This window comes from Georgenia sp. AZ-5, assembly GCF_043952095.1.
GTDB lineage: Bacteria > Actinomycetota > Actinomycetes > Actinomycetales > Actinomycetaceae > Georgenia.
In genome coordinates this window covers 2722320-2749230 of the sequence record NZ_JBINOU010000001.1, presented here as the reverse complement: position 1 = coordinate 2749230, position 26911 = coordinate 2722320, and the positions used below count along the sequence as shown (strand labels likewise).

The window sequence follows — 26911 nt, the reverse complement described above, 5'->3', positions numbered from 1 at the left end:
CACTCGTTCAAGACACCAGCTGTCCCTGGCCGGCGTGGCGTCCCGGCGGGCGACACGACGCGACGATCAGGGCTGGTGCCGCACCGCGGCACCAGCCCCGCGTCCTCCGGTCAGCTGCCGTAGTTCTCGAAGATGAGGTCGTCGGTGTTCTTGTCCAGCTGCATGGAGCTGCTGTGCTGGATCAGCCGGGCCACGGTGCTGGCCTCGCTGTCCGGGACGACCAACAGGTACTCCTCCACGCCGTCGTCCAGAGTCAGCTCGAAGGTGTAACTGCCCGGTGCTCCTTCCTCCTGCTTGCTGCGCACCACGTCCACGCTGGTGACGCGCCGGATGTTCTTGCCCTGACCAGCTGGCATTTCTCTTCCCCTTCCGTACCCTCTCGGCCCTGCTCCGCGGACGGAGTAGACCCGAGGTGCGGCACCGCTGCCTTGGGTGCGCCGCACCTCGGGAGTCGGTGTCAGTCGCTGCGTCTGGTGCCCTCGTCGCCCTCCATCTCGATCTGCTCCTTGCGGACGCCCTCGGTGACCTGCTGCTCGCTGGTCACGGTCTCGGTGTCCAGCCGGACGCCTCGACCGGGCGTGCCTCTTTGGAGACCACGGGGACCTCCTGGTGCAGGACGACCTCGTGCTCCTCCTCGGAGATGGCGGGGCCGTCCATCGCGGCGCCCACGTTCGCGTCGGTGATGGGCTCGCGCTCGAGGCGGACCTCCTCGCGGCAGCAGAGCGTCAGCGTGCCGGCGGCAGAGCTGCTCCTCCTCGGCGGGTGAAGGTTGCCGTCGTCGTCGACGCGCGGTACGCCCTTGACGATGTCCTTGTCGTAGGGCACGCGGACGGTGTCGCCCTCGACCGTGGCCGGCCGCAGCCGCACGAAGGACTCGGAGGAGCCGAACAGGCCGGTCTTGACGGTGTTCTATGTTCCACGCCGGCTGGCCACTGACGTCGTCGAGGCAAACCAGGCCGACCGCTCCGAGCTTGTCCCCGTCGCTGCCGACAACGGTGGCCTTGCTGCTGATGAGGTCTTGAACCTGGTCGTTGGTGGGCATGGTCCTCCCCTGGGGTGGCCGTCGGACGGCCAACGTAAGGGCGGCATCGGCGCCGCCGCATCGGGACCACTACCTCCGAAAAGGACGATCACCGAGAGCTCACACGTCAGAACTCGTCTCGTTGGGCTGCGGCGGCGAGGATGGGTCCGGTGTCCAGGGCGGTGGGAGAACTCTGGCGGAGCGCAGGGCCCGGACCGAGGCCCACACCACCGGGGACTGCTCCGCCCTGACGCGGGGCAACCACCTAGGGCTGGTCGACCTTGAACGTCGCCTCGCGGCGCGTGTCTATCGCGCCGGTGATCTCGCCCGTTTCGTGGTTGACCTCGAGGGCTTGGACGGACCCGAAAACGGCCTCCTCGCCAGCGACGACATCCACGGCCCAGCCCAGTTCCTGCAACCGCGCGGCAACCGGCTCGGAGGGCTCTTCCTCCGTGGAGAGCTCGCCTTCCTGAAGGTGGAACCGGGTTGCCGTGACGGCGGCGGCGAGCGGCTGATCGTGAAGGCCCCACCGGACGAGCACGTTGGCAAGGATGTTGGGGATCTGGCGCCCACCGGGGGAGCCCATCCCGAGAACAGGGCGTCCCTGGTCGTCCAGCACAACTGTCGGAGCAGCCCAGCTCACCGACCGTCGGCCAGGCTCGGGCTGGTTCTGCGGGGTGGCCAGGGAAGCGAATCTCGAGAGTTGATTGTTGAGGAAGAAGCCTCCAACGACCTGCGCATTGCTACCACCCCAGAAGTTGGTGATGGTGTTCGTCATCGACACCATCAGGCCGTCGGAGTCCACCACGGTCAGGTGCGTGGTGTTCCCCGGGGTGACGGCTTCGCCGGAACCGCCGCCACCGTCACCAGGGGCCGGCGCCGCGGATGCGTCGAGCGCCGTGGCGAGGGCCGCGTTGCGGGCGGGGTCGGTCAGTTCATCAACCGGGACGGAGACGAAGGCAGGGTCTCCGAGCTTTTCCGTCACGGCCGCGTCGGCGACCTGCCAGCTGGTGGAGAGTTTCTCGACGTAATCCGCTGAGCCCGGTTCGACTCCAGCGATGCCGAGGGCCTCAGCGACCTGGAGCATCTGGATCAAGGCCACTCCCGGCAAGGCAGGAGCGGCCGAGACGATCTCATAGTCGCCAACGGGGCCGCGAACCGGCTCTGCCCGCACCACCTCGTAGGCAGCCAGAGAGGCGGCGTCGATACCGTCGACCGCGTCGAGCCGGGCGGCGACCTCTCCTGTGTAGAAGTCCTGCGACCCCTTCTCCGCGAGGGCCGTCATGGTGGCGGCGAGGTCCATCTGCACGAGCTGGTCGCCCGCTTCGAGCGGGAGACCATCCGGGCCGATGAACTGCGGCAATCCAGAGATAGCGTCGGGGCCACTGTCGCTGCGCAGGCGCAGGGCGAGGAACTCCGAGACCTCGAAGCCCTGCGAAGCCAAGGTGATGGCGGGACTCAATAGTTCGGCCCATTCCATCTCGCCATGGTCCTCGTGCAGCGCGGCCATGCCGGCGACGAAGCCGGGGATGCCGGTGCCGGACCTAGGGATGACCCCGTCCCGGGCGACGACCTCCCGGTAGTCGTAGGCCTGCGGCCTTCCGCCCGTGGGTGCCACGATCGCGGCGCCGCCCCCGCCGAGGCCAGAGGCGAAGGGCTCGACCACCGCCACGGCGAAGGCAGTCGCGATCGCGGCGTCGACGGCGTTCCCGCCGCCGTCCAGCACACTCATCCCAGCTTCCACAGCGGCTGGATGCGCCGCACTTACGCCGTGCTGGCCAAGTGCGGCGTCCATGGCTGTCGGTTCGGGGGGCGCCGGCACACCCGACGTGGTGGGTGCGTCCGTAGCACCCGAAGCAATGGGCGGCGCGGTCGGCGCCAGGCCGTCGGAACATCCCGCGAGCAGAACCAGGCTCGCGACGGCTCCGGCTGTACGAGTGGTTGCTCCACCCCGAAGCAGGGTCATCACTGCTCGCCACCGACGATGAAGCACTCGCTTGCCCACGGCATGAGGTCCTTGGTGCCTAGAAGGGGTTGGCCTTCGGTGTCCGGTGCTGTCCTGCTCGGGGACGATTTCTTCCGACGGGCCGATCATTTGGTGAGCTGGGCCCTCCTTGGCCGCGGCGAAACGCGCGGATGCCAGGCGGTGCTCCGCCTGTCATGGAGCCCAGCTCCCTTCAACCGGGGAGCGCGAAGCAGCACCTCCAGAGGCCCCCGGTCGAAGTGGCGACGCCAGACCGTGGCGAAAACAACCGCACCCGCACACAGAGCCATGCTGATGAGCACGCCTTCGATGAGGACCTGCGGCTCGGGCCTGACGACCAGGTCCAGAACCAGCAGGTGGGCGACATAGATTGTCAATGCCAGCTGTCCAGTCGCCACGAGCGGCCAGAGCCACCGGTCAACGAAACCACCGGCGCGCAAGAGCAAGCCAAGAACAAGGGCCGCGCTGCCGGTCCCACTCAACAGCCACAACGGCATCTGTGAGTGCGCCACGGACGTCACGAGACGATCGAACCCCACCTCACGTGCCGGTTCACCCAACAGCGCTACGAGGACGAGAGAGACCGCACGACCCCCAACAGTGGCTATTGCTCCCGCAGCGATCATCCGCACCTGAAGAGCCCGGTCGCTAAGGTCCTGCCGACCCAGCCACATACCGAGCACGAAAGGCCCAACCCAGGTGATCACCGGATAGGGGCTCGAGAGGAGCACGCTGTGCAAGATGCTCAACGGCGGGTCGACGAGCGTAGGCGTTTCAACGGTATAGCTCACCCCCTGCAACATCTGCACGGCGATCCAGACCAGCGGACCGAGCGCCAGCAGGACCACCGTAAGGATCGCTAGCAAGCGTTCCGTCGCGCGGACCAGGGGCAAGGCTATGAGGAAGAGCAGCGCATAGGTTGGCAGGATCACGCTGACCCCGTGATCCAGCAGTTGGAGCGCTAGACCACTCACCAGCAGAAGACCTGCCCGCCACAGCAAGGTGCCCGACCGAAGGCTGCAGCCGGGTCGGCGGGCCCCTCGGGTCAACAACGAGATGCCTATCCCGGCGAGCAACACGAAGAGTAGTGACGCTCGGCCAAGAGGGATCCGGTGAAGGACGTCAGCCAGACCCTCGCCGCTTCGGGGACCGACATTGACGATGATCATGCCGATGACAGCCACCGCACGTGCCGCATCGATCGCCAAGATCCGCCGATCACCGTGCACGGCGCCCGCGCCTGCGGGGACCGCGGAGGCTGAACTGCCTGCCGTCACTCTGACTCCGATTCTTCGGCTGTGTGGCCGCTGTAGCCGGCGCACGCGGGCCGGCGCACGCGGGACAGCCGTGCACCGACCTGGATGGCGCTGCCTTCGAGGCGCTGATCGGCCCTGCTGCTCCTGTGCCGTTGCAGGCGTAGCGGGGAAGCGCTGCGGCCGATAGGGGTGTGTGCCGACCGCTCCGCGGCGGAACGACGCAGGCGCTGACAAGGTAGGTCGTGCTCGCCTCGAATGTCACGTTCGAGTAACGACCTTCATCGATTCTTCATGAACTCGGCGTGCACAACGGGCTTCTCGGCCGCTGTGAGGGACCGCCCCCAGCAGGGTGGCGCGGTCAACTGAACATCGGACGAAGACCCTTATCGGGACGTGACTTTGTCATTTGCCGTTCTGTAACGTGGCCGCGCTTCTGGGCACCCCCCGCCCGGAAGTTTCTGGGCGCAGTCCGAACGCTGCCGCCGCCCATGGGTCCAGCTCGACCAAGCGGCAGGGGCGGGGGAACCAGTGCTCGCGGCCCGACAGCTTGGGGTGAAGTCGCCGAACTGGCCACTGCCGCCGTGGCCGAGCCGGCCACAGCACCGGCCCCCGCACCGGCGGCGTCGGGGAGCGCCATCGTTGACTACGCTCGCCAGTTCCCGGGTACGCCGTATGTGTGGGGTGGGTCCACGCCGGCCGGCTTCGACTGCTCGGGGTTCACTCAGCACGTCTACGCCACGTCCGGCATCAACTTGCCGCGCTCCTCCAGTGCCCGTCCACCGTCGGGAAGCGAGTGTCCGCTGCCGAGGCGCGACAGCGACCACGTCTCCCGCCCCGACTTGCACTGCCAGTGGTGTCCGAAACAAGGAAGGAGTCGGGTGTCCATGGCACCGGCGGGAGTCGCCACCGCGGACGGAGGATTCCCGTGATCAAGGAAGATGGACGGCGTCAGGGAACCCTCCCCGGGGCCAGCGGGCCGAGGCCGGCGCCGTAGCTGAAACGCCGCTGGCAGGTGCGGCCAGTGGAGCAGTGCCCCGCCGAGCACGTCCAGGGCGCCCCAGGTACCGATGAGGCCCACCATGGTGAGCGGGCCGGAGAGCTGGCGCACCCGGTGCCCGAGTCGGCGGGTGAGCCACCAGACGGTTGCCCGGACCCGCGTGACTGATGCGGCCTTGTCCGCGGGGTGCCACGGGGTGTCGAGGACGTCCCACGGCACGGTGGCCACGACACTGCCGCCGAGCACGGACGCCAGCCACCCACGCCTCGGCCCATCCTCTCTTCAGCGCTCGAAGCTGCGGGTGAGGCGCACGGGCACCTCACCCGCAGCCCGGCCTTGGGGACGCTTACAGCCCCTGATGCTTGTCAGCCGATGGCGGCGAGCAGCTCGTTGCAGGCCTGCTCGCAGCTGCGGCACGCTTCGGCGCACACCCGGCAGTGCTCGTGCATCCCGGCGTGCTGCTCGCACTCATCACCGCAGGACCTGCAGGCCTGCACGCAGGCCTGGAGCTGGGCCCGGGTGATGTTGGCGTCGTAGCCGGTGTGCCGGGACAGCACCCGAGCGGTGGCGTCGCAGATGTCGGCGCAGTCCAGGTTGGAGCGGACGCACTTGCGCAGCTCCGCCACCATCTCCTCGCTCAAACAGGCATCCGCGCAGGCGGTACAGGCCTGGGAACAGGTGACCAGCGTCTCGACGGCACGGGCGAGCAGCTCCCGGTCGAGGTTGATCTCCGCGGGATAGGTCTCCATCATCTCGGTGGTCTTCATCGCTTCCTCCGGTCCTTCGCGGGCGACGGCGGGCTCTCGGACCGCCGTCCGGGCGCCCTTGACGTTAACGAGACCAATCCATGCCCGCACCTGACGACGTGGGCCCAAAGTATGAAGATCTGATGAAGGCGAAAATCCCGCCGGCCTGCAGGAAGGGTGGCCCTCCACCCACGTACCGCCGGGCAGAAGGGTGAACGGCACAGCGAACAGGTCCGACGTGCTAGCCACACCGATGTCCGGGCGGGGACGACAGTGGTCGGAACGCTGCCGCATGTGCGACAGCGGCACGGGCAGGATGAGCCCATGAACCCGACCGATCCTGCTCCTCGTGTTCTTGTCGTCGAGGACGAGGAACCGCTGGCACGGCTGGTGGCGACCTACCTCGAGCGAGACCGGTTCGACGTCCAGGCCACGGGAGACGGCGCGAATGCGCTCAGCCTTACGCTGGAGTGGGACCCGGACGTGGTCGTGCTGGACCTCGGTCTGCCCGGCGTGGACGGGGTCGAGGTGTGCCGGCGCGTTCGCACGTTCTCCGACTGCTACATCATCATGCTCACCGCCCGTGCCGAGGAGGTGGACAAGCTCATCGGGTTGTCGGTGGGGGCGGACGACTATCTCACCAAGCCGTTCAGCCCCCGTGAGCTCGTCGCTCGCGTGCATGTGCTCCTGCGCCGCCCAAGAAGGGGACCATCGGAGGGAGTCGCTCAGAACACGACCACCTCCTTCGGGCCGCTGACGATCGATGTCGCGGCCCGGGAGGTTCACCTCGATGGGGCGCCGGTCGAGCTCACGCGCACCGAGTTCGACGTCCTGGCCGCACTCGCCGCCCGGCCACGGATGGTGTTCTCCCGGCAGCGCCTGATCGAAGAGGTCTGGGGACCGGGCTGGGTGGGAGATGAGCACCTGGTTGACGTCCACGTCGGACATGTACGCCGCAAGCTTGGCGACGACCCGGCCGACCCCGCCTTCATCCGCACGGTCCGGGGTGTCGGCTACCGGATGGGTCCCGGGCGATGACCCACTCGCGGGCGAGCTGGGGCCTGGCCGCGCGGCTCCTCGCGGCCATCGTGGTGGTCGTCCTCGCGGGCTCGGCAACGGCGTGGGCGGTCGCCTCGGTGATCGGCCCGGCCGTCTTCCACGTCCACATCATCGAACGAAGCGGGACGTCGGATCCCGGCGTTCTCCGCCACTCCGAGGAGGCCTTCGCCACCGCCTCGGGGTACTCCCTGGGCTTTGCCCTGCTGGCGGCGCTGGTGACGTCGGTGATCGTCAGCGTGTTCCTGACCCGGCGGATCGGCCGGTCCCTGGCTCGCGTCCGCCAGGCCGCGGGGCGGCTTGCCGCCGGTGACTACACGGTGCGGGTGCCAGCGGTGAGCATGGGCGCGGAGTTCGACGACATGGCCACCGCGTTCAACACGATGGCGGCCGACCTGGGCCGGATCGAGGAGACCCGCACGCGGTTGCTGGGCGATCTCGCTCACGAGATGCGCACACCGGTGGCCACCCTCGACGGCTATCTGGAGGGGATCCAGGACGGTGTCGTGCCGGCGGACGAAGGGACGATGGCGATGCTGCGCGACCAGGTCTCGCGGCTGGCCCGCCTGGCGGAGGACATCGCCCTGGTCACGACGGCGGAGGAGGGGCGCCTGACGATGAACCGGGAGCCGGTCGAGGTCGGCCAGATCGTTGACGCCGCGCTCGCCCAGGCCTCAGCCCGCTATGCCGCCCAGCAGGTGCGCCTGGTCGCGAAGATGCCCGACGACGCCAAGAAGGTTCTCCTGTCCGCAGACGTGGACCGGATCGGCCAGGTCCTGACCAACCTGCTCGACAACGCGCTGCGCCACACCCCGGCGGGTGGCACCGTACGCCTGGGCGCAGATCGGGTGGACGGCGGCGTGCGGATTCGGGTCGGCGACGACGGGGAGGGGATCGCCGCCGAGCACCTGCCGCACGTCTTCGAGCGCTTCTACCGCGCCGACACCGCGCGCGATCGGGCGCACGGCGGGTCGGGCGTCGGCCTGGCCATCGCCAGGTCGATCGTCCGGGCGCACGGTGGCGACGTGACCGCGAGCAGTCCGGGACCGGGCCGCGGTGCGATTTTCACCGTCGAGCTCCCCGTGGCCGAGCGGGAACGCCGCTGACCTGGGTCAGCGTCTCGCCGCTCCGGTGACGGGTAGGAGCCCGCGGTGCCCGGCAAGCTACTCGTCTCGCCGCGGGCGGCAGCGTTGGGGGTGTTCGGCACCGCCGTCGTGGCGAGGGCCCGGGAAGAGCGATGAGACCGCCCAGACGGCCAGGGCGAGGAAGAGCGCGGACATGCACGCCAGGACGAGCCACACCTGAGCCACCACCTGCCACCTCCGATCGCTGCTTTACCGAGTGTGGTCGTGCGTCCCAGTTACCGCATGGACCAGCCCTGAAGAATCGATGGAATTGATGAAGAGTCGATGAAGATCGCCGTCCTGGCTGGCGGCGGCACCTCACGGTTTTGTTGACTCGCAGGGCCATGAAGACCGCTTTCGGAGAGGGACCTGTGAAGCTCAAGACCCGCCTGACCAGCGCCAGCGGCGCCGTCGTCCTCGCCCTCGTGCTTGCCGGCTGCGGCACCGGCGAGGAGGCAGCCGAGCCCGGCGACACCACCGCCGAGACGACGGCGGCTCAGGAGACGACCACTGCTGAGTCGACGGGAGGCGAGGTAGATGAGCAGCACAACGACGCCGACACGATGTTCGCCCAGATGATGATCGTCCACCACAAGGGCGCCATCGAGATGGCCGACCTGGCCGTGGAGAAGGCTGAGTCCGAGGAGGTGCGCAACCTCGCGGAGGGCATCTCCGCCGCGCAGGGCCCCGAGATCGAACAGATGACGTCCTGGCTCGAGGTGTGGGGCGAGGACACATCCGGCGACACGGGGCACATGGACCACGGCGGCATGGACATGGGCGGCATGAGCCAGGAGGAGGCCATGGCCGAGTTGGAGGGCCTCTCCGGTACCGAGTTCGACCGCCGCTTCCTCGAGCTGATGATCGAGCACCACAAGGGCGCCGTCGAGATGGCCCAGACCGAGCTTGCCGACGGCGAGAACCCCCAGGCGCTGGAGCTCGCACAGAAGATCATCGGCGACCAGCAGGCCGAGATCACGCAGATGGAGCAGATGCTCCAGAGCCTGTAAGCCCACCCTCGACGTGCCGGTGACGGACCCTCCCTCAGGCCAGTCACCGGCACGTCTCCTCGCGCCAACGAAGGAAGCCGTGTCGCCCCTCTCCGCCTCGCTGCGCCCAGGATCCGTCCTCGCGCTGAGCCTGCTCCTCACCGCCTGCTCCGCCCCCGCCACCACCGACCAAGACACCGCCGGCGAGAGGGTAGACGCAGGGGGAGCGGTCTCGTTCGGGCACATCCACGATCTCGGCCTCAACCCCGCCGAGGGCCGGGTCTACGTCGCTACCCATCACGGGCTGTACTTCCTCGAGGGGAAGATGGCGCACCCTGCGGGCGAGGCTCGATACGACACGATGGGGTTCACCGTCGTCGGCCCGGACACCTTCCTAGCCAGCGGGCACCCCGCGCCCGACGACGATGCGCCCGCGAACCTTGGGTTGCTGCGCAGCACAGACGCTGGTGAGACCTGGACGGAAGTGTCTCTGGGTGGGCAGAGCGACTTCCACGCCCTGACGGCGGTCGACGACAAGATCTACGGTCTTGACTCCACGACCGGCGCGGTCAAGCACAGCGCCGACGGAGGAAGTACGTGGCGCGAGATGGCGGTCATCCAGGCCCGCGACATCGACGCGGACCCGTCCTCACCCGAGCGCGTCCTGGCCACGACCGCCGATGGCCTGGCGATCAGTGAGGACGCCGGAGCCTCATTCCGGCCGGCAGAGAGCCAACCGCCCAAGCCACTGGTTGTCATCGACCACCTTCCCGGTACCACGGACACGAGCAGCACGGTCGTCGGTCTTGACGCTGCCGGGGTGCTGTGGCGCACGGGAGGGGGCGGCTGGGTGTCGGCCGGACCGGAGAACGGAGCCCCCGAAGCCTTCACCGCCGTGGACGAGGACACCTATCTCGCCGCCTTCAACATGGTGGTCTACCGCACCGAGGACGGCGGCAGGTCTTGGGAGTCCATCTCCGCAGCGCAGGACTAGCAGCGCGCCGGCCTTCGCCGGGCGTGCGTGTCGTCCGTGAAGCGAAGCGGTGGCTCCAGTGCGGCCATCACGCCATCGTCCATGCCGCGTGTACCGGTTCACCCCGCTCCAGCCGCGCTGACTCCAGCACCAGGGCTGGAGTCTGCCTCGACCAAGGTCCTCGAGAAGGGTCGGGCGCGGCGTGCCGGTCCATTGAACTGGGCACGGTGACGCGGTTGCTGGGCGGACGGGTATTGATCACCGCTTCAGCCGGGGCAGACAATGGCGGCGCACGCGCCTGCCGTCCGCCGCACGTCGTCGTCCGGCGGACCCGACGGAGTATCCAGCGCACGGAGGTGGCGTCGTGGCAGAGGCCCACCACACGGACATCGGCCACGGGCCGGACGCCCTCCCGGCCGACGCGATGGGTCTGCCGGGGGCCGCCCGCCCCGCCGTCGTGGACGTGGGTCCCGGCGGGACGTTCGAGATGCGCGTCCAGGGCGTGGCCAAGCGGATCGGTGACGCGGTCCTGCCCATGCTCTCGTACAACGGCTCGATCCCGGGGCCCACCCTCCGGGTGCGCCAGGGCTCCGAGGTCCTTCTCGACGTCGTCAACCAGACCGCGATGGCGACGACCGTCCACTGGCACGGGCTGCGGGTGGACAACCGCTACGACGGTGTCCCGCACGAGACGCAGGCGCCGATCCCGCCGGGCGGGCGCTACACTCACCGCCTGACTTTTCCCGACGCGGGGCTGTACTGGTACCACCCGCACATCCGGGAGGACGTCGCCCAGGAGCTGGGCCTGTACGGGAACATCCTGGTGGAGCCGGCGGACCCCTCCTACTGGCCTCCGGCCGACCGGGAGGTCGTCCTGACGCTCGACGACATCCTCGTCGAGGGCGGCAGGGTGGCCCCCTTCGACCCCCACGGCCCGACGCACGCCGCGATGGGCCGGTTCGGGAACGTCCTCCTCGTCGACGGTGAGACCGAGAAGCGGCTGCGAGCCCACCGCGGGGAGGTCGTCCGGCTGTACCTGACCAACACCGCCAACACCCGGGTCTTCCGCGTGCGGGTGGCCGGTGCGCGGACGAAGCTGGTGGGCGGCGACGCTGGGCGCTACGAGCGGGAGGAGTGGGTCGACGACGTCGTGATCGCACCGTCCGAACGCATGATCGTCGACGTGCTCTTCGAGGAGCCCGGGACGTTCGCCCTCGAGCACGTCACCCCTGAGCGGATCTACGCGCTGGCGACGATCGACGTCGACGGCGGGGGGCACGGGCACGCTGCGGAGATCTTCCTGAGCTTGCGGGCCAACCCGGAGATGGCCGCCGAGCGCAAGCGGGCACAGCGGTGCCTGCACGCGCCGCCAGGCAGGAACCTCGCCCTGGTGGCCGAGATGGACGTCGAGGAGCCGGCCGGGCCGGTCCGCTACGTCTGCCCCATGCACCCGGAGGTAGTCAGCGACGAACCGGGGCGGTGCCCGCGGTGCGGGATGAAGCTGGTCTCCGGGGCGCCTGCCGGTCACCACGGCCATGGGTACACGACGGGCGCGGGCGCGTCCGCCGCTGCTCGTCATGGACACGGCGATGCTCCCGGGAGCCACTTCGCCGGCCACGACCACGCCGCTGCCCCCGCCCACCACGAGCGCATGCCCGCATCTGCTGGGCACGATCACTCCGCCGGGATGGCCGACGGCATCGAGTGGGAAGACCTGATGCCGGATCTGAACCGGGCGACGACCCCGGCGAGCGTGCGCTGGATGATCGTGGACCGGGACTCGGGCAAGGCCAACGCGGCGATCGACTGGGTTCTCACGGTCGGGGACTTCGTGAAGATCCAGCTGGTGAACGAGATGGAGTCCGACCATCCGATGCACCACCCGTTCCACGTCCACGGTCAGCGCTTCTTGGTCCTGGCCCGCGACGGCGTTGTCGAGCCGAACCTGGTGTGGAAGGACACCGTGCTCATCCGCACCGGTCAGACCGTCGATCTGCTGCTGGAGGCCTCGAACCCGGGACGGTGGATGGCGCACTGCCACATCCCGGAGCACATGGGCAGCGGGATGATGTTCACCTTCGAGGTGCGCGCGCGGGCGCAGCGATGACGACGCGCCGGGCGAACGGTGGAGAGCAGGGGGCCGTTCAGAACATCGGGGCCCGCTGATGGACGCGGTCGAGCTCCTGCGGGACCTCGTCAGGGTGCGCTCGGTCAACCCTCCTGGTGACGAGGCCGAGGTCGCCGACCGGCTGGGCGCCTACCTGTCCGGAGCCGGCCTGGGGACCGAGACCCTGGTGTCTCCCACGGGACGGGTGAATCTCGTCGCCCGGCTGCCCGGCCCCCGGGACCGCCCGGCCCTGGTGCTGCTCTCCCACAGCGACGTCGTGCCGGTCCGGGAGGAGGCATGGAGCCACGACCCGTTCGGCGCAGAGGTTGCCGACGGGGTGCTGTGGGGCCGCGGGACCCTGGACATGAAGGGCATCGCCGTCATGCACGCGGTGGCGGCCGCCGAGCAGGCCCGGTCCGGCCGGACACCGGAGCGGGAGATCGTCGTGGCGATGACGGCCGACGAGGAGGACGGCGGCGGCGAGGGTGCCCGATGGCTCATCGACAGCCACGCCGAGCGCGTCGGTCTGGGCGAGGGGCGCCCGCCGCCCGAAGTGCTGGGCGAGGGCGCGTACGGGATCGCCGGAACGCTCGAGCGCCCCGTGATCCCCATCGCGGCGGGGGAGAAGACGGCCGTCTGGCTGGAGATCGTCGCCGAGGGCGGATCCGGGCACGGTGGTCTGCCACCGTCCCGGCAGGCGGTGGTCTCGCTCGCCGGGGCCCTCGAGGCAGTCGCCGGGTTTGGCACGCCACGGGTCCATCCCGTCATCCGCGAGCAGTTCGGGACTCTGGCGGGAGTGACCTCTGGAGGCTTCGCCGCAGTCCTCCGTGCGCTGGCCTCCCGGTTCGGCGGCGCCGTGGCCCGGGCGGTGGCACCGCAACTGCGTAGGCGGAGCAGCCTGGGCATGCTCCTCGCGGACTCCCTCACGCCCACCATGGTGTCGGCCGGCTACAAGGCCAACGTCGTCCCGGCGCAGGCGCGCGCCTTGCTGGACTGCCGGCTCCTGCCCGACACGGACGTGCGGGCCTTCGTCCGGGCGGTGGACCGGCGCGCCCACCGTCGGGGAGCGCGGGTGGCCACCGCCGTGCAGAAGGGCCACGGTCCGGTCAGCGGGAAAGGGCCCCTGTACGAGACCCTGGTCCGGGCGTCGGCGGAGCTGGCCCCGCGTGCCGTGCCGACCATCTCCTTGACGCCCGCGATCACAGACCTGCGCTTCTTCCGGGCTCGCGGCGCGACGGCGTACGGCTGGTGCCCCCTGGTCCTGGACCAGGACCTGCTCGGGACCATCCACGGCGACGACGAGCGTGTGCCTCTGGAGGACTTCCGTCGCGCCGTGGCGGTGATGACGGACGTCGTTCGACAGGCCACGAGTGGTTGAGGTCCGACGAGGGCGCCCGGTGACGGCGGGGCCACGAGGAGGGGAAGACTTTCATGGCGCACGTGGACGCCACTCTTGGTCAAGGGGTCCGCACCTTGTTGGTCCTGGGTGGCAGCGGTGACCTTGCGGGCCGGCTGCTGCTCCCGGGACTGGGGCGGCTGCTCGCAAGCGGCGGGGCCCCGCACCTGCGGCTGGTCGGGGCGGGCGCTGACGACTGGGACGACGAGCGTTGGCGCGACCGGCTGCGCCGGGCATTCACCGTCGCGCCGAGCATCGAGGTGGCGCCGTGGGAATCCCTTGCTCCACCCACCCGGGAGGACCCCGGGGCCGACACGCTGCGGCGGCTGGAGCGCGAGTCGGTCTACCTGCGGGCGGACGTCACCCGGGCCGACGACCTGCGCCGGGCCCTGGCTACGTGCCGGCCCCCGGTTGCCATCTACTTCGCCCTTCCGCCAGCCGTGACGGAGCGGGCCTGCCTCGCCCTGCAGGAGATCGGTGTCCCCGACGGCACTCGCCTGATCATGGAGAAGCCGTTCGGAACGGACGCGGAGTCGGCGCGCCGGCTCAACGGGGTCGTCGGCCGGCTCGTGCCTGAGGAACAGGTCCACCGCGTGGATCACTTCCTGGGGAAGAGCACGGTGCTGAACATTTTGGGATTCCGCTTCGCGAACCGCATTTTTGAGCCGGTGTGGAGCGCCTCGCACATCGACCGGGTCGACATCGTCTACGACGAGAACCTCGGGCTTGAGGACCGTGCCCGCTACTACGACTCCGCCGGGGCCCTGCGCGACATGATCCAGAGCCACCTGCTACAGGTGCTGGCCCTGATTGCGATGGACCCGCCCGCCACGATGGGGGAGCGCAATGTCCGGGACTGCATCGCCGAGGTGCTGCGGGCGACGAGGGCGGGGGACCCGCAGCATCACAGCTGTCGGGCGCGGTACACCGCGGGCGTTCTCGGTGATCGGGAGCTGCCGTCGTACACCGACGAACCGGGGGTCGACCCCGCTCGCGGCACCGAGACGCTGGCCGAGGTCACGTGCTTCATCGACAGCTGGCGCTGGAAGGGCGTGCCGTTCCGGCTCCGGTCGGGCAAGGGGGTGAGCGTGGCCCGCAAAGAGGCGCTCATCACCTTCAAGGCTGTGCCGCACCTGCCCGCCGGGTTCCGGGGGACGTCCCAGCCGACGCGGTTGCGGCTGGGACTCGGCCCGGAGTGCCTCGACCTCGAGCTGGATGTGAACGGCTCAGGGGACCCGTGGACCCTCGACCGAGTGGTCTTGTCGACCGACTTCGGCAGCGGTGAGCTGCCCGCCTACGGCGAGGTGCTCCTCGGCGTCCTCGAGGGCGACCCGTTGCTCTCCGTCCGCGGCGACATCGTCGACGAATGCTGGCGCATCGTCGAGCCGGTCCTGGCCGCATGGCAGGCCGGAACGGTGCCGCTGGAGGAGTACCCAGCCGGGAGCAACGGCCCTCGGCTGCTCCGCGGAGGTCCCGCCGCGTCGACCAGCGGCGCACCCGTCATTGCCTCCCCCTCGGCGCGCGAGCGGTGATCAAGGCAGCGGGGACAGGTCCTGCACGGCGCTGCAGGTGATGTGGAGCAGGCAGGCCAGGGCGTGGCCGACGCCGATGACCCGGCGGCTGCGGCCGGAGCGTGGGCAGGGGCCTCCTGGGCGGCGACGATGAGCAGGGGCTGGCTGGCATAGACAAGCCCGCTGGCCAGGGCCCGGCGATGAGGCCCGGCCTGCGGATGACGTGTGCCATAACGGCTTCTCGGAGATCGCTGGTAGCTCCTTCGCGTCGCCGGGAACATACCCCGGGGACGGTTCTCGACCGGCCGCGGCTCGCGGGAATACCCCAGGGGGGTATGCCGTTGACGGCGGCGTCATTGGCGCGCTGAGCCGATCGACGTCGACCCGGCCACCACCACGCTGCGTCACAGGAGGGAGTCCTCCGATGAAGAAGCTGCCACTGGCCATCTGGGCGATGGTCATCGGTGCGTTCGCGATGGGAGCCGACGAGTTCATCGTCGCTGGGGTCGTTCGGGAGATCGCTGACGATCTCGGCGTCACCTACGGCCAGGTGGCGCACTGGAGAGCGTCTACGCGCTCGGCGTCGCGGTCGGCGCTCCTGTCCTCACCGCGATCGGTACCCGCTTCGGGCGCCGGTCGATGCTGCTGCTGACCACCGGGATCTTCCTGGTCGGTAACGCGATCTCCGCGCTGGGCCCGACGTACGAGGTGATCATGGCCGGGCGCGTCGTCTCGGCCACGGCGCACGGCGCGTTCCTCGGCATCGCCGCGGTCTTCGCCGCCGAGCTGGTCGACCCGGCACGCAAGGGCCGTGCCGTGGCGATCGTGTTCTCGGGACTGACCGCCTCCACGGTGCTGGGCGCCCCGCTGGGTGCGGCGGTGGGCCAGGCCCTCGGCTGGCGCTACACCTTCTGGACCCTGGTGGTCTTCGGGGGCATCGCCCTGCTGGGCCTGCTCGCGTCCCTTCCACGCGCCGCTGCCGCCACCACGGCCGACCAGTCTGTGGAGGACCACCAGCACGTGTCGGCGCACGGCTCGGGGGCCCACGCGGAGCACGCCCACGCCGAGCACGCTCACGCGGCGGCGCTCACCACTGGCCAAGGGCACCACACCGGCCACGGTAGCGCCGCGGGGAGTGAGTTCGAGGGCCTGGACGCCCACGCCCTGGCCCACCTCGGCGGGGCCGGGCAGGGCCCGACCATGCGCGAGCAGCTGGCGGCCCTGACGCGCCCGGCGGCCTGGGGTGCGCTGCTGACCACCATGCTCGGCTACGGCGGCGTCTTCACCAGCTACGTGTACATCGCCCCTCAGCTGACCGAGGTCACCGGCTTCGACACGGTCTGGATCACCCCGCTGCTCCTGCTGTTCGGCGTGGGCCTGTTCCTGGGCAACACCCTCGGCGGCAAGCTGGCCGACAGGGCCGTCATGCCCGCCGTGCTGGGCACCCTCACCGTCCTGGCGCTGGTGCTGTTCGCGATGACGATGGCTCTCCACAACCCGGTTGCCACCGTGATGGGGATGTTCCTCTTCGGGGTGGCCGCGTTCTCCGTCGTGGCCCCGCTGCAGCTGCGCGTCATGAACGCCGCCGGGCACGCCCTCGACGTGGCCTCGGCGGCCAACATCTCGGCCTTCACGCTCGGCAGTGCCATCGGCATCAGCCTCGGCGGCGCGGCCATCGACGGAGGCCTCGGCCTGACATCGGTGAACTGGGTCGGGGGCCTGATCACCACGGCCGGACTCATCGTGGCCGTCCTGACCTGGGCCCTGCTGGATCGCCGCTCCACCGCCCCCGACGGGCACGCGAGCCGCGGCGGCCACGGGGAGTCGGCTGCCGACCGCGCGGGCAAGGTAGATCAGCCCGCTGAGCATGATCACGGGCTCGTCACCGAGTCGGCGCGTGTCGACCACCGCCACCACTGAGGGAGCGTGGGCCGGACGGGCGGTCACCTGCCACGAGCGGGCCGCCCGTCCGGCCCACCGGGCTCACCCTCCTGGATAAAGCCACCCGCGGCGTGGGTCCGGCCTGCGGGTGGCACGACAATCGCCCGGTCTTCAGGAACCGGACTTCGCGCATAAGGAGCTGAGATGAGATGAACGCTCAGCAGTTCGAGAAGATCAGAAGCGGTGCCGGGTTCGTCGCCGCTCTGGACCAGAGCGGGGGCAGCACCCCCAACGCGCTGCGCCTGTACGGCATCGAGGAGAGCGCCTATTCCAGCGAACAGGAGATGTTCGCCCTGGTGCACCAGATGCGCAGCCGCATCATTACCAGCCCCAGCTTTGACGGGAACCGGGTCCTGGGGGCGATCCTGTTCCAGGACACGATGTACCGGGAGATCGATGGGCGGTCGTCGGTCGACTATCTGTGGAACGTCAAGGGCGTCGTGCCGTTCCTGAAGATCGACGACGGCTTGGCCGATGCCGCTGAGGGCGCCCAGGTCATGAGGCCGGTCCCGGACCTTGAGGACCGGTTGGCTGGCGCGCTCGACCACGGCGTCCTCGGCACCAAGATCCGCTCGGTGATCACGTTGCCGGGGCCGGGCCTGGACGCGGTCGTGGAGCAGCAGTTCTCGCGATTGCCAGGACAGTTCTTGCGACGGGTCTGGTGCCCATCATCGAGCCGGAGGTCGAGATCAGGAGCCCGCGCAAGGCCGAGACGGAAGAGCGACTCACGGCCGCTCTCCTCGCCGAGCTCGACCGGCTGGCTCCCGACCAGGTGGTCATGCTGAAGCTGACGTTGCCCGAGAAGGACAATTCGTACAAGGACCTCGTCGAGCACCCAAGTGTGCTCCGCGTACTGGCCTTCTCCGGTGGCTACAGCCGCGCGGAGGCCAACGGCCGGCTCACCCGCAACAACGGGGTCATCGCCAGCTTCTCCTTCTAGATCAGTCTGTCCCCGCGCGTTCCTGGCGCGTGGCCCTTCCAACCAACAGGGTCATTGCAACTGCGGGAGGCAGGCGAGAACGCCGTTGTCAGCGCCGGTGGTGAAGTTCTCGATGCGCTGGTCCGGGCTCCCGTGGTCACCCGGCTTTCCCCACGGACCCTCGTCGGCGATGTCGGACAGCCCGATGCTGACCTCTTCGATGTCTCCCTGCTCGAGCACGAGTGTCCCGTCGTTGACGGCACCTTGAAGCGTGGCGCCCGCGAGGCAGTCGGCCTGGAGCTCGTACTCCACGCGTTGCAGTGCGGTGTCGAGCCGGGCCTGGATCGCATGGCCCCACTCGTGGGCGACGATCATGTATACGAACATGTCTCCGTTCTCCCGGGCCCTCCAGAGGAAGTTCACGTCGAAGGCGAGGTAGTCATCGTCCGGGTCGTACGGCAGCCCGCAGTAGTAGGCGTTCTGCGGGCCGAGGAAGATGGCTCGGGCACCGTTCCCGCAGAGGATCTGGTCGGAGCCGCCCAGGTACATCCCGGTACCGAACTCCGAGCCGGTGATGAGCTGTGGTGGGCTGTAGGTTCCGGTGAAGAAGTCGGACCAGCGGTTGGCCCAGTAGCCGTTCACCACCTGCAAGGCGGTGTTGTAGTCCTGATAAAACTCCTCTGGGGTGTACTGCGTGGTGCTGCTCGCCGCGGGCGGTGGAGCGGTATCAGACAGTGGGACGGGCTCGAGGGTGCTGGTCGTGTCCGGGGCGGGAGCATCGCTGGGAGCCTTCTCTCCCTCGAGCACGATGTGCGTTGTCGTTGTGGGAGAGGGATCGGCAGTCGGCTCGGCCGTCGTGGGTGCGGGTTCGACGGTTGTGGGCTCCTGCTGCGCCGGGGGCTCGGGTCCGGGTCCGCCTCCGCCGCCGGTTTCCGGACTGCCACCACACGCCCCCGCTGCGAGTACGGCGAGCCCGCTGACGAAGAGGTAGATGCGCTTTCGCACCATGAGGGCTCCAGGGTGTCGCCACGCGGCGTCCCACCGGAGGCGAGCGCTGCGCCGTCTCTAGCGGTGCCGCGACCACGCTGCCGACGACATCGCTCTGGCCGCGTCACCATGACCACTCGTGTGTTACTGGAGCGTTACGGAGACTGACCGACCGGGCGTGAGGGGGCGCCCGGTCGGTCACGTAGCGACAGGTCAGCGTCCGAACCGTCGGGCGAAGTCGTCCGGCTGACGATCGTGACGCCGAGTTCCTTGGCTTGCCCACTTCGCGGAGCCCTCGCCGCAGACCAGCAGCGAGGTGGCTCGGATGGGCTCGGCTCCTGTGGCGGTGGCCTGGGAGCGCCAGCGTTGCGACGATGATTTCCGGCGGCGCGACGCTCGACGCGCTGGATGCAGGAGTCCGGCTCCGCCCGGGGTATCGGTACAAGGACAGGCATGACGCAGACCCGACTGTTCGCCGGCGCGCGTGTGGCGGCGCTGGCGTTCCTTCTGCTCTTCGTCGTCCCGGCAACGGAGGGTTATGCGCCCCCCGACGCGGGCGCCGGCGGGTGGTACGTGCAGCTCGGTGACTCCCTCGCTGCCGGGTTCCAGCCCGCCCCGGGCGCCTCGAGCGTCGACCCTGCCGGCGGGTACGCGGACGAGGTCCTCCGGGCGGTGCGGTCCCGGGAGCCAGAGACCTCACTGGTGAATCTGGGCTGCCCCGGCGCCACCACGGTCACGATGATCGAGGGCGGCGGCGCCTGCCGCTACGACGCGGGGAGCCAGCTCGCCCAGGCGGTGGAGTTTCTCGACGCTCACGCGCGCACGACCCGGCTGGTCACCGTCGTCGTCGGAGCCAACGACATCCTGCCCCTCGTCCGGGGGGGATGCGCCACCGTGGAGTGTCTCGCCGCCCCGCTCGAGGCCTACGCCGCCGGACTGGCCGTCATCCTCGACTCCCTGCGAACGGCGGCGGCGAAGACCGACATCGTGGTGCTCAACTACTACAACCCGGTCCTTGCCTCCTGGCTGCTCGGCGCCGCCGGGCAGCAGGCCGCCACGGCCTCGGTGGCGCTCCAGGGCGCACTCAACGCGGTGATCGCCGCCGAGGCGGCCGCGGTAGGCGCCGCGGTCGCTGACGTGGGCGGCGCTTTCTCCTCCACAGACCTCAGCGTGACCGCCGAGTCCGCGCCCCTGCCCCGGAACGTCAACCTCATCTGCGCGTGGACCTGGATGTGCACCGACCAGGACATCCACCCCAACGACGCCGGCTACGCGGTCATCGGGGCCGCGGTGGCCCAGGCATACCTGGACGAGGTGATGGCCGGGGCGCGCCCCGACTGATCGCCGCACCGCCCTGGCCTCAGCGAGCGGGGGCGGGCGGCCAGGCGTAGGCGGTCGGCGGTCCAGGTCGTCACCGGATCGTCTCACCGGTGGCGGGTTCGGCGGCCACCGGCCGTCTGAGCCGAACACGTACGCGACGCGGTTCACGGTGCGGCGACCGACGGCCCAGGTACGGGACCGAGGTGGGGGAGCGGTGCGTCGCCCTGGGCCTGGGCGGATCGGTGGTCGTCTGTTGCGGCGTATTGCGACTTCATCATGGTGGCGCCTTAACAGAAACTGCCCCAACCCAGCGTGGCGACGAATGGGGCTTGTGCGGTCGAGAGCGCCGTTCCTACGGTGGGGCAGCCCGTCCTGCGAGGGGGCAACCATGTCACGGGCCAGACTTCCCACAGCGGTTCTCGCGGGTCTTATCATCCCATTGCTGTCGCTGCCGGCCGCCGCGCTGGCGGACGATCGGCCGAAGTTCACCGCGGGCGCGCCGGGCATAGGGGATCCGTACTTCCCGCAGAGCGGCAACGGCGGCTACGACGTGCGGCGTTACGACCTCGAAGTTGGTTATGACCCGGCGACCGACGTATTGACCGGCGAGGCCACCATCACCGCGACGGCAACCCACAATCTCTCACGCTTCAACCTCGACCTCGACGGGATGGAGGTGCGGTCCGTCAACGTCGACGGCCGGGACGTCAGGTGGAGGCGCGACGGCCAAGAGCTCACGGTGACGCCCGCCGAGGGCCTGAAGAAAGACCGCAGGTTCGAGGTCGCCGTGACCTACGACGGCGTGCCACGCACGTTCGAGAGTGACTTGCTCGGGACGTCCGGATTCATGCACACCGACGACGGCGCCATCGTGGCGGGTGAGCCCCACGCGGCGGCCATGTGGTTCCCGGTGAACGACCACCCCGTCGACAAGGCCGCGTACACCATCGAGGTGACCGTGCCGCAGGGCCTGGAGGCGATCTCCAACGGTGTGCTCACCGGAAGCGCCACCAGGGAGGGCTGGACCACCTGGATGTGGCGGGCGAGGGAGCCGATGGCCCCGTACCTCACGGTGCTCGCGGTCGGGGAGTTCGACGTGCGGGAGTACACGACAGACGGGCTGCGGTACTGGGACGCCGTGGATCCGGACCTCCTTGACGAGGATAACCGCGGCCGAGGGAGCATTGAGCCGAGCGGTGCGGTCATCGAGGCGTCACTGGATAGCCAGCCGGACCTCATCGCCTTCCTGGAGGAGCTGTTCGGCCCCTACCCGTTCGAGGCCGCCGGCGCGATCGTCGATGACCGCGAGTTGGAGTTCGCCCTCGAGACCCAGACCCGGCCCATCTACGGCCCGGCCATCTTCTCGGAAGAGATGAGCGCCAAGGCCGTCGTCGTGCACGAGCTGGCGCACCAGTGGGTGGGCAACCTCCTGCGGGTCAGGGACTGGCGGCACATGTGGCTCAACGAGGGCTTCGCCACGTACACCGAGTGGCTGTGGGTCGAGGAAGAGGGCGTCATCACCGCTCAGGAGATCTTCGACGAGATCTCGGCCCTCCCGCCGGACGATCCGTTCTGGCACGTGACGATCGGCGACCCCGGCGCTGACCTCATGGCCGACGTCTCGGTGTACCAGCGCGGCGCGATGACGCTCCACGGCCTCCGGACCGAGGTCGGCGATGACGTCTTCTTCGACATCCTGCACGAGTGGATCAGCGACCAGCGCGGGAGCCGCGTCAGCACCGCCGAGTTCACCAAGCTCGCCGAGCGCGTCTCGGGAAAGGAGCTGGACGACTTCTTCGAGATGTGGCTCTTCACCGCCGAGAAGCCCTCCGTCCTCGGCGGCGCGCGCGAGGGTTGACCGAGTGCCAGGCCCTCTTAGCACGACGCTCCCTTCATCGGTCGCCGAAGGCCGAGCACACCGTGGTCCCTCGCTGCCTCGTTGGGGTCCTCAACACATGCTGGGTTGGGAGCACGATTTCCCGGTCACCCCTAACCTTCACCCCGTAATGCGGCCCTAATCTTCTGCAGCTTTTACTCAAATCGCCAGCCGTGCCATCTATCTTTCGTGACGGACTCGGAAAACCACGAGGCACTGTCGGCGGCTCCGGGGATCACTGCTGGCTCCTGCCGACGGCCTGGAGACGGGAGGCGGCCGTGACGGAGCTACATGCAGTGCCAGGCTATGGGCGGGGTTTCGACGCACCCCGTGTGGAGCCGCCGGTGAGCGGCTCGGTACGGCGGATCGGGGTGGTCGTCGGCGGCTACGGCCGCATCGGCGAACCGGAGGCGGCGCGTTGATGGGGCCGCATCCGACGTCGGCCACGCGGCCGGGCACGCCGCCGCACGCCGGGCCTGAGCCTGCGGCTCCGCCGGCCGTCGGCGTGGACATTCCGCACGCGTGCGATCCCGCGACCGGTGCGGTCGAGGAGCCCAGCAAGGACCGGTCCACCGGGAGGCTTGTCGGCATCGACATCGCCCGCGGCATCGCCCTGCTGGGCATGATGGCCATCCACATCCTCGACCCCGCCTCCCCCGACGGGAACATGTCGCTGCCCTGGGTCATCGCCGCCGGGAAGTCCGCCGCCCTGTTCGCCGTGGTCGCCGGCGTGGGCATCGCCTTCGCCAGCGGGCGTCACCGGCTGCCGCGCGGACGGCGCTGGACGGCCGCGGCCGTGTCGCTGGTGGTCCGCGCGCTGATCATCGGCGCGGTCGGGCTCGCGCTCGGCGCGGTGGTCCGGCTCCCCACCGCCGCCGTGATCCTGCCCTATTACGCCGTGCTCTTCGTCCTGGCGATCCCGCTGCTGCGGCTGCGGGTGGGCTGGCTGGCGTTGCTGGGCGCGCTCTCGGCGGTCGCCGTCCCCGTGCTGAGCCACGTCTGGCGCGCCGGCCTGCCGCCGTGGCCCAAGGTCAACCCGACCTTCGACCAGCTCCTCGCCGACCCGGCGGGCGTGGCGACACAGCTCTTGCTCACCGGGATGTACCCCGCGCTGCCCTGGGTCGCCTACCTGTGCGTCGGCATGGCGGTGGGCCGGTCCCGGCTGTCTTCTCGCGGGGTCGTCCTGCGCATCACGGCCATCGGTGTCGGCCTCGCCCTGGCCGCCTCGACCGCCTCCTGGGTCCTGCTGGACGGTCTGGGCGGGCGCGCCCAGCTCGAGGCCGACGCCCTCGGCGAGATGAACATGAGCCTCGAGGACTACGCCGAGCTGCTGGTGTGGGGAGCCAGCGGCACCCTCCCGACGTCCTCGCCGTGGTGGCTCGCGGTCCTCGCGCCCCACGCGACCACGCCGGTGGACCTGGTGTACACGATCGGCACCTCACTGGCCGTGCTGGGCGGGGCGATCCTGCTGGGCCGGATGGTCGGCGGGCTCCTCACACCGCTCGCCAAGGCGGGTGCCATGACCTTCACCCTCTACACCGCCCACCTGCTCCTGCTCGTCGCAGTGTCCCTGCCCGAGCACGACGCCGCCGAGTACGCCCTCCAGGTGCTCGCGGTGGTGGCCTTCGCGCTGCTGTGGACCCGACGGTTCAGCCGCGGACCGCTCGAGCACGCGGTGTGGTGGACCACGACGCGGGCCCGCGAGCGCATCATGGGCACCTCCGCCGGCACCGGACCGCGGCCAGCCTGAACGCCCACCGCCCCGCCAGCAGCGTCGATCGACAACGGGAAGGGGGCGAGCCGATGCCGCTGCCCGTCCCCGACCTCGTTGCCCCGTCGGCCGTCGGCCCTGCAGCGCTTGCGCGGCCGCTGCACGAGGCGGGTGCGGAGGTGGACCTGGGCCGCACGGCCAGCGCCGGGCGCCGGCCCTACGTCGCCGGCTCGGCGCTCCTCACCTCTGAGCGGCGACCGGCAGCTCCTTCTCACGGCCGGGCAGAGGTCGTCCCGGTCGCCATCCCACCGCCAGCGCCGACAGCCACACCGCCAGCGCGCCGACCGCGAAGCCGGCCACGACGTCGAGCAGGTAGTGCCAGCCGAAGTAGACCGTGGCCAGGGCGGTGAGCACGACGAACAGCCACATGGCCCACCGCACGACTCGCGGCAGGCGGGCGAGCTGCGCCACGACCGCGGCGGTGAAGACGATCGAGACGTGCAGCGAGGCGAACGCCGCGATGCCGTGCACGGACAGTGTTGCGTGGGGGTCGGCGAGCACCTCGTACCGGTTGTTCCACAAGCCCCGCTGCAGGGCTGACACCTCGGTCTCGGGGAGGTCGGCGAACCGGAATGACTCCACGTAGATCGGGCCGAGGGAGGGCAGCGCGTAGTAGGTGAGCGTGCCGATGATCCAGTTGAAGCTCAGCGCGTTGACGTACCAGGCACCCCGGGACAGGTGGTCGGACCACACCAGGGCCAGGCCGAGCGAGAACGGGACGAAGAACAGGAAGAACATGTACACGAACGACAGGACCTCGGCGGCCACGCCGGTGCCCAGCAGCTCGTGGAGCAGGTCCCCCGGATGGATGCCCCCGGTGAGCCAGCGGTCCGAGACCAGCAGCCAGGTGTCCTCGAGGTGGGTCCGCAGGAACGGCAGGTAGCTCTTGAGGTTGCGGTAGGCGACGTACGCCACGTAGAAGGTGGCCAGACCGGCGGCGACGATCGCGAGCCGGGACCCGTGCCACCGCTCGCGCACCACCTGCCGGGTCGCTGTGAGGAGACCCCGAGCGCCGGGTCGCCTCAGGAGCACGCGGGGGAGGACGTCCAGCGCCATCATCCCGAGCACGATCAACGGCAGGCGGACGTAGCTCGGGCCGAACAGCCCCTCGGGGTCCCGCAGGGGCAGACCGGTCAGGGCGGCCGTGGTCAGGGTGAGCCCCCCGAAGGTCGACGCCACCAGCAGCCCCACGCCGAACAGCCGCCTCCACGACAGGCGCTCAGGCCCGGTCTGGATCACCATGGTTAAGTTGTATCCCGTCGACGGCCGGAAGACGGCCACTACAACGCGATCCGGTTACCAGTTTCTCGACCTTCCCGTCACCGCCGAGATCCTGCACGGGCGGGAGGGCGCCACCAGCAGGAGCCGCCGTGCACGCTGTCTCCGCAGCCCGCGAAGGGTCGTCCCGGAGCGCCACGCCCGGGCCCGGCCCACCTCGGCCGCTCCTGGCCCCGGCGGTCACGGCGCTGTCCTGCGCGGTCTTCGCGGTCTATTGCTGGGTGCTGCGCGGCTTCGTCACCGACGACTCCTGGATCTCCGTGCGCTACGCCGAGAACCTCGCTGCCGGCGCCGGAGCGGCGTGGAACCCTGACGGCCCGCGCGTCGAGGGTTTCAGCAACCCGCTCCTGGTCTACGTCGAGGCACTGGCCGACGTCGCCGGGTGGTCCGCCGTGTCCGCGGCGCGGGCCTTGGGTGTGCTGGCGGGGCTGGCGTGCATCGTGCTGGTGCACCGGGCCGGACGGGCGGTGGTCGGAGAGCCGGCCGCGGTGTCCGGCGCCGTCCTGACGGGGGTCAGCGCCCCGTTCGCGCTGTGGGCGGTCGGCGGCCTGGAGACCACGATGACCGCCGCCGTGCTCACCGCGGCCGCGATCCAGCTGGCTCGTCCCGACGGCGGCCGGCCCCTCCTCGCCGGTGCCCTGCTGGCGGTGCTGCCCTGGTTACGACCGGAGGGGCTCGTCGCCGGGCTCGCCCTGGCCGCGCTGGGGGAGGCACCCGGGCTCCTGCGGCGCGGCACCCGCGGCACGGCGATGCGCCACCTCGCCGTCGTCGGCGGTCTGCCGGTGCTCTCCCAGGCGGTCCTGGAGGCGGTCCGGCTCGGCGTCTACGGTCACCTCCTGCCCAACTCGGTGCTGTACAAGTCCGGCACGGGGGAGACCTTCGGCGTCCTGCAGAAGTTCCTCGATCACTCGATCCTGGTCCTCGTGCTCGCGCTCGCGGGGGCGGTCCTGCTGCGTGGACGCCGGCTCTTGCTGGCGGTCCCGGTCGTCGTCTACCTCGCCGGCTCCATCGGCACCCGGGACAGCGCCAACGCGTTCAGCCGCTTCTTCATGCCGGTCTGGCCCCAGGTGGCGCTACTTGCCGGGGTCGCCGTCGCTGCCCTGGCCGCTCGCCTGGTCATGGATGCGCGCCGCCGGACGGCGGCAGCGGCGGCCCTGGCCGCTGTGGTGGCCGCGGCGGCATCGGTCGTGCTGCCCGGCGCGCTCCGCGACGTCGACCGCTGGCAGCAGGGCTACATGTCCTGCCGGGTCGGCGCCCGCGAGGACGTCGTCGGCTGGCTGGTCACCAGCACCCCGCCGGACACCACCTTCGCGATCTCCGACGCCGGCTACGTGCCCGCCCGGGCCGGCGGCAGGACGGCCATCGACAACTTCATGCTCAACGACCCGCTCATCCAGCGGACCGGGCCGCTCACTCCCCGGCAGCGGGCCGAGGTCGTCCACGAACGCCGGCCGGACCTGCTGATCCTGGCCAGCCGGGACCCGTACCGGTTCGACCCCGCGTACCCCACGGAGAACGCCCTGCGGACGCACCCCGAGGGCGAGGACTTCTCGCTGGTGCACGTCGCCAGCGGGGACCTCCGCTGCGGCTACCACCTCATGGTGTTCGCCCGGTGAGTGCGGGGCTCGGAGGTAAGGGGGGCGCACGGCCCGCTGGGCA

General features: G+C 70.1%; 22 protein-coding genes. 15 read left to right on the top strand and 7 right to left on the bottom strand.

Translation table 11 applies throughout. The features are described 5' to 3' along the window. Nucleotides 1-110: 110 nt before the first annotated feature. The 4 genes from ACF0H8_RS12865 to ACF0H8_RS12850 form a co-directional block, all read right to left on the bottom strand. Entirely contained in the window at nt 111-356 is a 246-nt protein-coding gene (locus tag ACF0H8_RS12865) for a hypothetical protein (RefSeq protein WP_395289300.1), read from the bottom strand. 184 nt (nt 357-540) lie between these two features. After that, nucleotides 541-867, bottom strand: a complete 327-nt coding sequence (locus tag ACF0H8_RS12860) for a DUF2382 domain-containing protein (protein WP_395289299.1) — start codon at nt 865-867, stop codon at nt 541-543. 419 nt (nt 868-1286) lie between these two features. Then, complete coding sequence (locus ACF0H8_RS12855; RefSeq protein WP_395289298.1) at nt 1287-2753, bottom strand: gamma-glutamyltransferase; 1467 nt, start codon at nt 2751-2753, stop codon at nt 1287-1289. Nucleotides 2754-3112: 359 nt separating this feature from the next. Then, nucleotides 3113-4213 carry a DUF418 domain-containing protein gene (locus ACF0H8_RS12850; RefSeq protein WP_395289297.1) on the bottom strand — a complete coding sequence of 367 codons (1101 nt, stop codon included), beginning with the start codon at nt 4211-4213 and terminating at the stop codon, nt 3113-3115. A 536-nt stretch (nt 4214-4749) separates the two neighbouring features. On the opposite strand from ACF0H8_RS12850, the gene ACF0H8_RS12845 reads away from it, so the two are divergent. After that, nucleotides 4750-5190 (top strand): C40 family peptidase, encoded by a 441-nt coding sequence (locus ACF0H8_RS12845; RefSeq protein WP_395289296.1) that lies wholly within the window; start codon nt 4750-4752, stop codon nt 5188-5190. Between the two features lie 433 nt (nt 5191-5623). On the opposite strand, the gene ACF0H8_RS12840 is transcribed toward ACF0H8_RS12845, so the two are convergent. Then, complete coding sequence (locus ACF0H8_RS12840; RefSeq protein WP_395289295.1) at nt 5624-6025, bottom strand: four-helix bundle copper-binding protein; 402 nt, start codon at nt 6023-6025, stop codon at nt 5624-5626. 303 nt (nt 6026-6328) lie between these two features. On the opposite strand from ACF0H8_RS12840, the gene ACF0H8_RS12835 reads away from it, so the two are divergent. The 10 genes from ACF0H8_RS12835 to ACF0H8_RS12790 all read left to right on the top strand — a co-directional run bounded on the left by ACF0H8_RS12835 (nt 6329) and on the right by ACF0H8_RS12790 (nt 18041). Continuing rightward, nucleotides 6329-7042 (top strand): response regulator, encoded by a 714-nt coding sequence (locus tag ACF0H8_RS12835; RefSeq protein WP_395289294.1) that lies wholly within the window; start codon nt 6329-6331, stop codon nt 7040-7042. Next, the gene (locus tag ACF0H8_RS12830) at nt 7039-8166 is read left to right on the top strand and encodes a sensor histidine kinase (RefSeq protein WP_395289293.1); all 1128 of its coding nucleotides are present in this window, start codon (nt 7039-7041) and stop codon (nt 8164-8166) included. The genes ACF0H8_RS12835 and ACF0H8_RS12830 overlap by 4 nt, the downstream gene beginning before the upstream one ends. 389 nt (nt 8167-8555) lie before the next feature. Continuing rightward, nucleotides 8556-9194 carry a DUF305 domain-containing protein gene (locus tag ACF0H8_RS12825; RefSeq protein ID WP_395289292.1) on the top strand — a complete coding sequence of 213 codons (639 nt, stop codon included), beginning with the start codon at nt 8556-8558 and terminating at the stop codon, nt 9192-9194. Nucleotides 9195-9273: 79 nt separating this feature from the next. Beyond that, on the top strand, nt 9274-10167 hold the full coding sequence (locus ACF0H8_RS12820; RefSeq protein WP_395289291.1) for a F510_1955 family glycosylhydrolase: 894 nt from the start codon (nt 9274-9276) through the stop codon (nt 10165-10167). 343 nt (nt 10168-10510) lie between these two features. After that, entirely contained in the window at nt 10511-12253 is a 1743-nt protein-coding gene (locus ACF0H8_RS12815; RefSeq protein ID WP_395289290.1) for a multicopper oxidase family protein, read from the top strand. Nucleotides 12254-12311: 58 nt separating this feature from the next. After that, nucleotides 12312-13631, top strand: coding sequence for a M20/M25/M40 family metallo-hydrolase (locus ACF0H8_RS12810; RefSeq protein WP_395289289.1), 1320 nt, complete (start codon nt 12312-12314; stop codon nt 13629-13631). A gap of 53 nt (nt 13632-13684) precedes the next feature. After that, a complete protein-coding gene (locus ACF0H8_RS12805) occupies nt 13685-15181 on the top strand; it encodes a glucose-6-phosphate dehydrogenase (RefSeq protein WP_395289288.1) in 1497 nt (498 codons plus the stop codon). Nucleotides 15182-15718: 537 nt separating this feature from the next. Further along, nucleotides 15719-17080, top strand: coding sequence for an MFS transporter (locus tag ACF0H8_RS12800; RefSeq protein WP_395290884.1), 1362 nt, complete (start codon nt 15719-15721; stop codon nt 17078-17080). 170 nt (nt 17081-17250) lie between these two features. After that, on the top strand, nt 17251-17886 hold the full coding sequence (locus ACF0H8_RS12795) for a class I fructose-bisphosphate aldolase (protein WP_395289287.1): 636 nt from the start codon (nt 17251-17253) through the stop codon (nt 17884-17886). Next, nucleotides 17880-18041: a hypothetical protein gene (locus ACF0H8_RS12790; protein WP_395289286.1), complete on the top strand. Its 162-nt coding sequence runs from the start codon at nt 17880-17882 to the stop codon at nt 18039-18041. The genes ACF0H8_RS12795 and ACF0H8_RS12790 overlap by 7 nt, the downstream gene beginning before the upstream one ends. Nucleotides 18042-18092: 51 nt before the next feature. Here ACF0H8_RS12790 and ACF0H8_RS12785 read toward each other — a convergent pair whose 3' ends face one another. Next, nucleotides 18093-18827, bottom strand: coding sequence for a hypothetical protein (locus ACF0H8_RS12785; RefSeq protein ID WP_395289285.1), 735 nt, complete (start codon nt 18825-18827; stop codon nt 18093-18095). A 633-nt stretch (nt 18828-19460) separates the two neighbouring features. Here ACF0H8_RS12785 and ACF0H8_RS12780 point away from each other — a divergent pair. From ACF0H8_RS12780 to ACF0H8_RS12770, 3 genes are all read left to right on the top strand, one after another. Further along, nucleotides 19461-20348, top strand: coding sequence for an SGNH/GDSL hydrolase family protein (locus tag ACF0H8_RS12780; RefSeq protein ID WP_395289284.1), 888 nt, complete (start codon nt 19461-19463; stop codon nt 20346-20348). A gap of 418 nt (nt 20349-20766) precedes the next feature. Beyond that, nucleotides 20767-22185, top strand: coding sequence for a M1 family metallopeptidase (locus ACF0H8_RS12775; protein ID WP_395289283.1), 1419 nt, complete (start codon nt 20767-20769; stop codon nt 22183-22185). Between the two features lie 523 nt (nt 22186-22708). Further along, nucleotides 22709-23953, top strand: a complete 1245-nt coding sequence (locus ACF0H8_RS12770) for a heparan-alpha-glucosaminide N-acetyltransferase domain-containing protein (protein WP_395289282.1) — start codon at nt 22709-22711, stop codon at nt 23951-23953. A 201-nt stretch (nt 23954-24154) separates the two neighbouring features. Here the strand turns inward: ACF0H8_RS12770 and ACF0H8_RS12765 are convergent, their stop codons facing one another. After that, nucleotides 24155-25216, bottom strand: coding sequence for a phosphatase PAP2 family protein (locus ACF0H8_RS12765; RefSeq protein WP_395289281.1), 1062 nt, complete (start codon nt 25214-25216; stop codon nt 24155-24157). 128 nt (nt 25217-25344) lie between these two features. On the opposite strand from ACF0H8_RS12765, the gene ACF0H8_RS12760 reads away from it, so the two are divergent. Beyond that, nucleotides 25345-26868, top strand: a complete 1524-nt coding sequence (locus ACF0H8_RS12760) for a hypothetical protein (RefSeq protein ID WP_395289280.1) — start codon at nt 25345-25347, stop codon at nt 26866-26868. Nucleotides 26869-26911 lie beyond the last annotated feature (43 nt).

Bases quoted from the DNA above. Each gene is read 5' to 3' on its own strand.
- ACF0H8_RS12865 (WP_395289300.1), bottom strand. From the start codon at position 356: ATGCCAGCTGGTCAGGGCAAGAACATCCGGCGCGTCACCAGCGTGGAC.
- ACF0H8_RS12855 (WP_395289298.1), bottom strand. From the start codon at position 2,753: ATGAGTGTGCTGGACGGCGGCGGGAACGCCGTCGACGCCGCGATCGCG.
- ACF0H8_RS12835 (WP_395289294.1), top strand. From the start codon at position 6,329: ATGAACCCGACCGATCCTGCTCCTCGTGTTCTTGTCGTCGAGGACGAG.
- ACF0H8_RS12840 (WP_395289295.1), bottom strand. From the start codon at position 6,025: ATGAAGACCACCGAGATGATGGAGACCTATCCCGCGGAGATCAACCTC.
- ACF0H8_RS12790 (WP_395289286.1), top strand. From the start codon at position 17,880: ATGCTGAAGCTGACGTTGCCCGAGAAGGACAATTCGTACAAGGACCTC.
- ACF0H8_RS12795 (WP_395289287.1), top strand. From the start codon at position 17,251: ATGAACGCTCAGCAGTTCGAGAAGATCAGAAGCGGTGCCGGGTTCGTC.
- ACF0H8_RS12810 (WP_395289289.1), top strand. From the start codon at position 12,312: ATGGACGCGGTCGAGCTCCTGCGGGACCTCGTCAGGGTGCGCTCGGTC.
- ACF0H8_RS12780 (WP_395289284.1), top strand. From the start codon at position 19,461: ATGACGCAGACCCGACTGTTCGCCGGCGCGCGTGTGGCGGCGCTGGCG.
- ACF0H8_RS12845 (WP_395289296.1), top strand. From the start codon at position 4,750: ATGGGTCCAGCTCGACCAAGCGGCAGGGGCGGGGGAACCAGTGCTCGC.
- ACF0H8_RS12805 (WP_395289288.1), top strand. From the start codon at position 13,685: ATGGCGCACGTGGACGCCACTCTTGGTCAAGGGGTCCGCACCTTGTTG.
- ACF0H8_RS12830 (WP_395289293.1), top strand. From the start codon at position 7,039: ATGACCCACTCGCGGGCGAGCTGGGGCCTGGCCGCGCGGCTCCTCGCG.
- ACF0H8_RS12765 (WP_395289281.1), bottom strand. From the start codon at position 25,216: ATGGTGATCCAGACCGGGCCTGAGCGCCTGTCGTGGAGGCGGCTGTTC.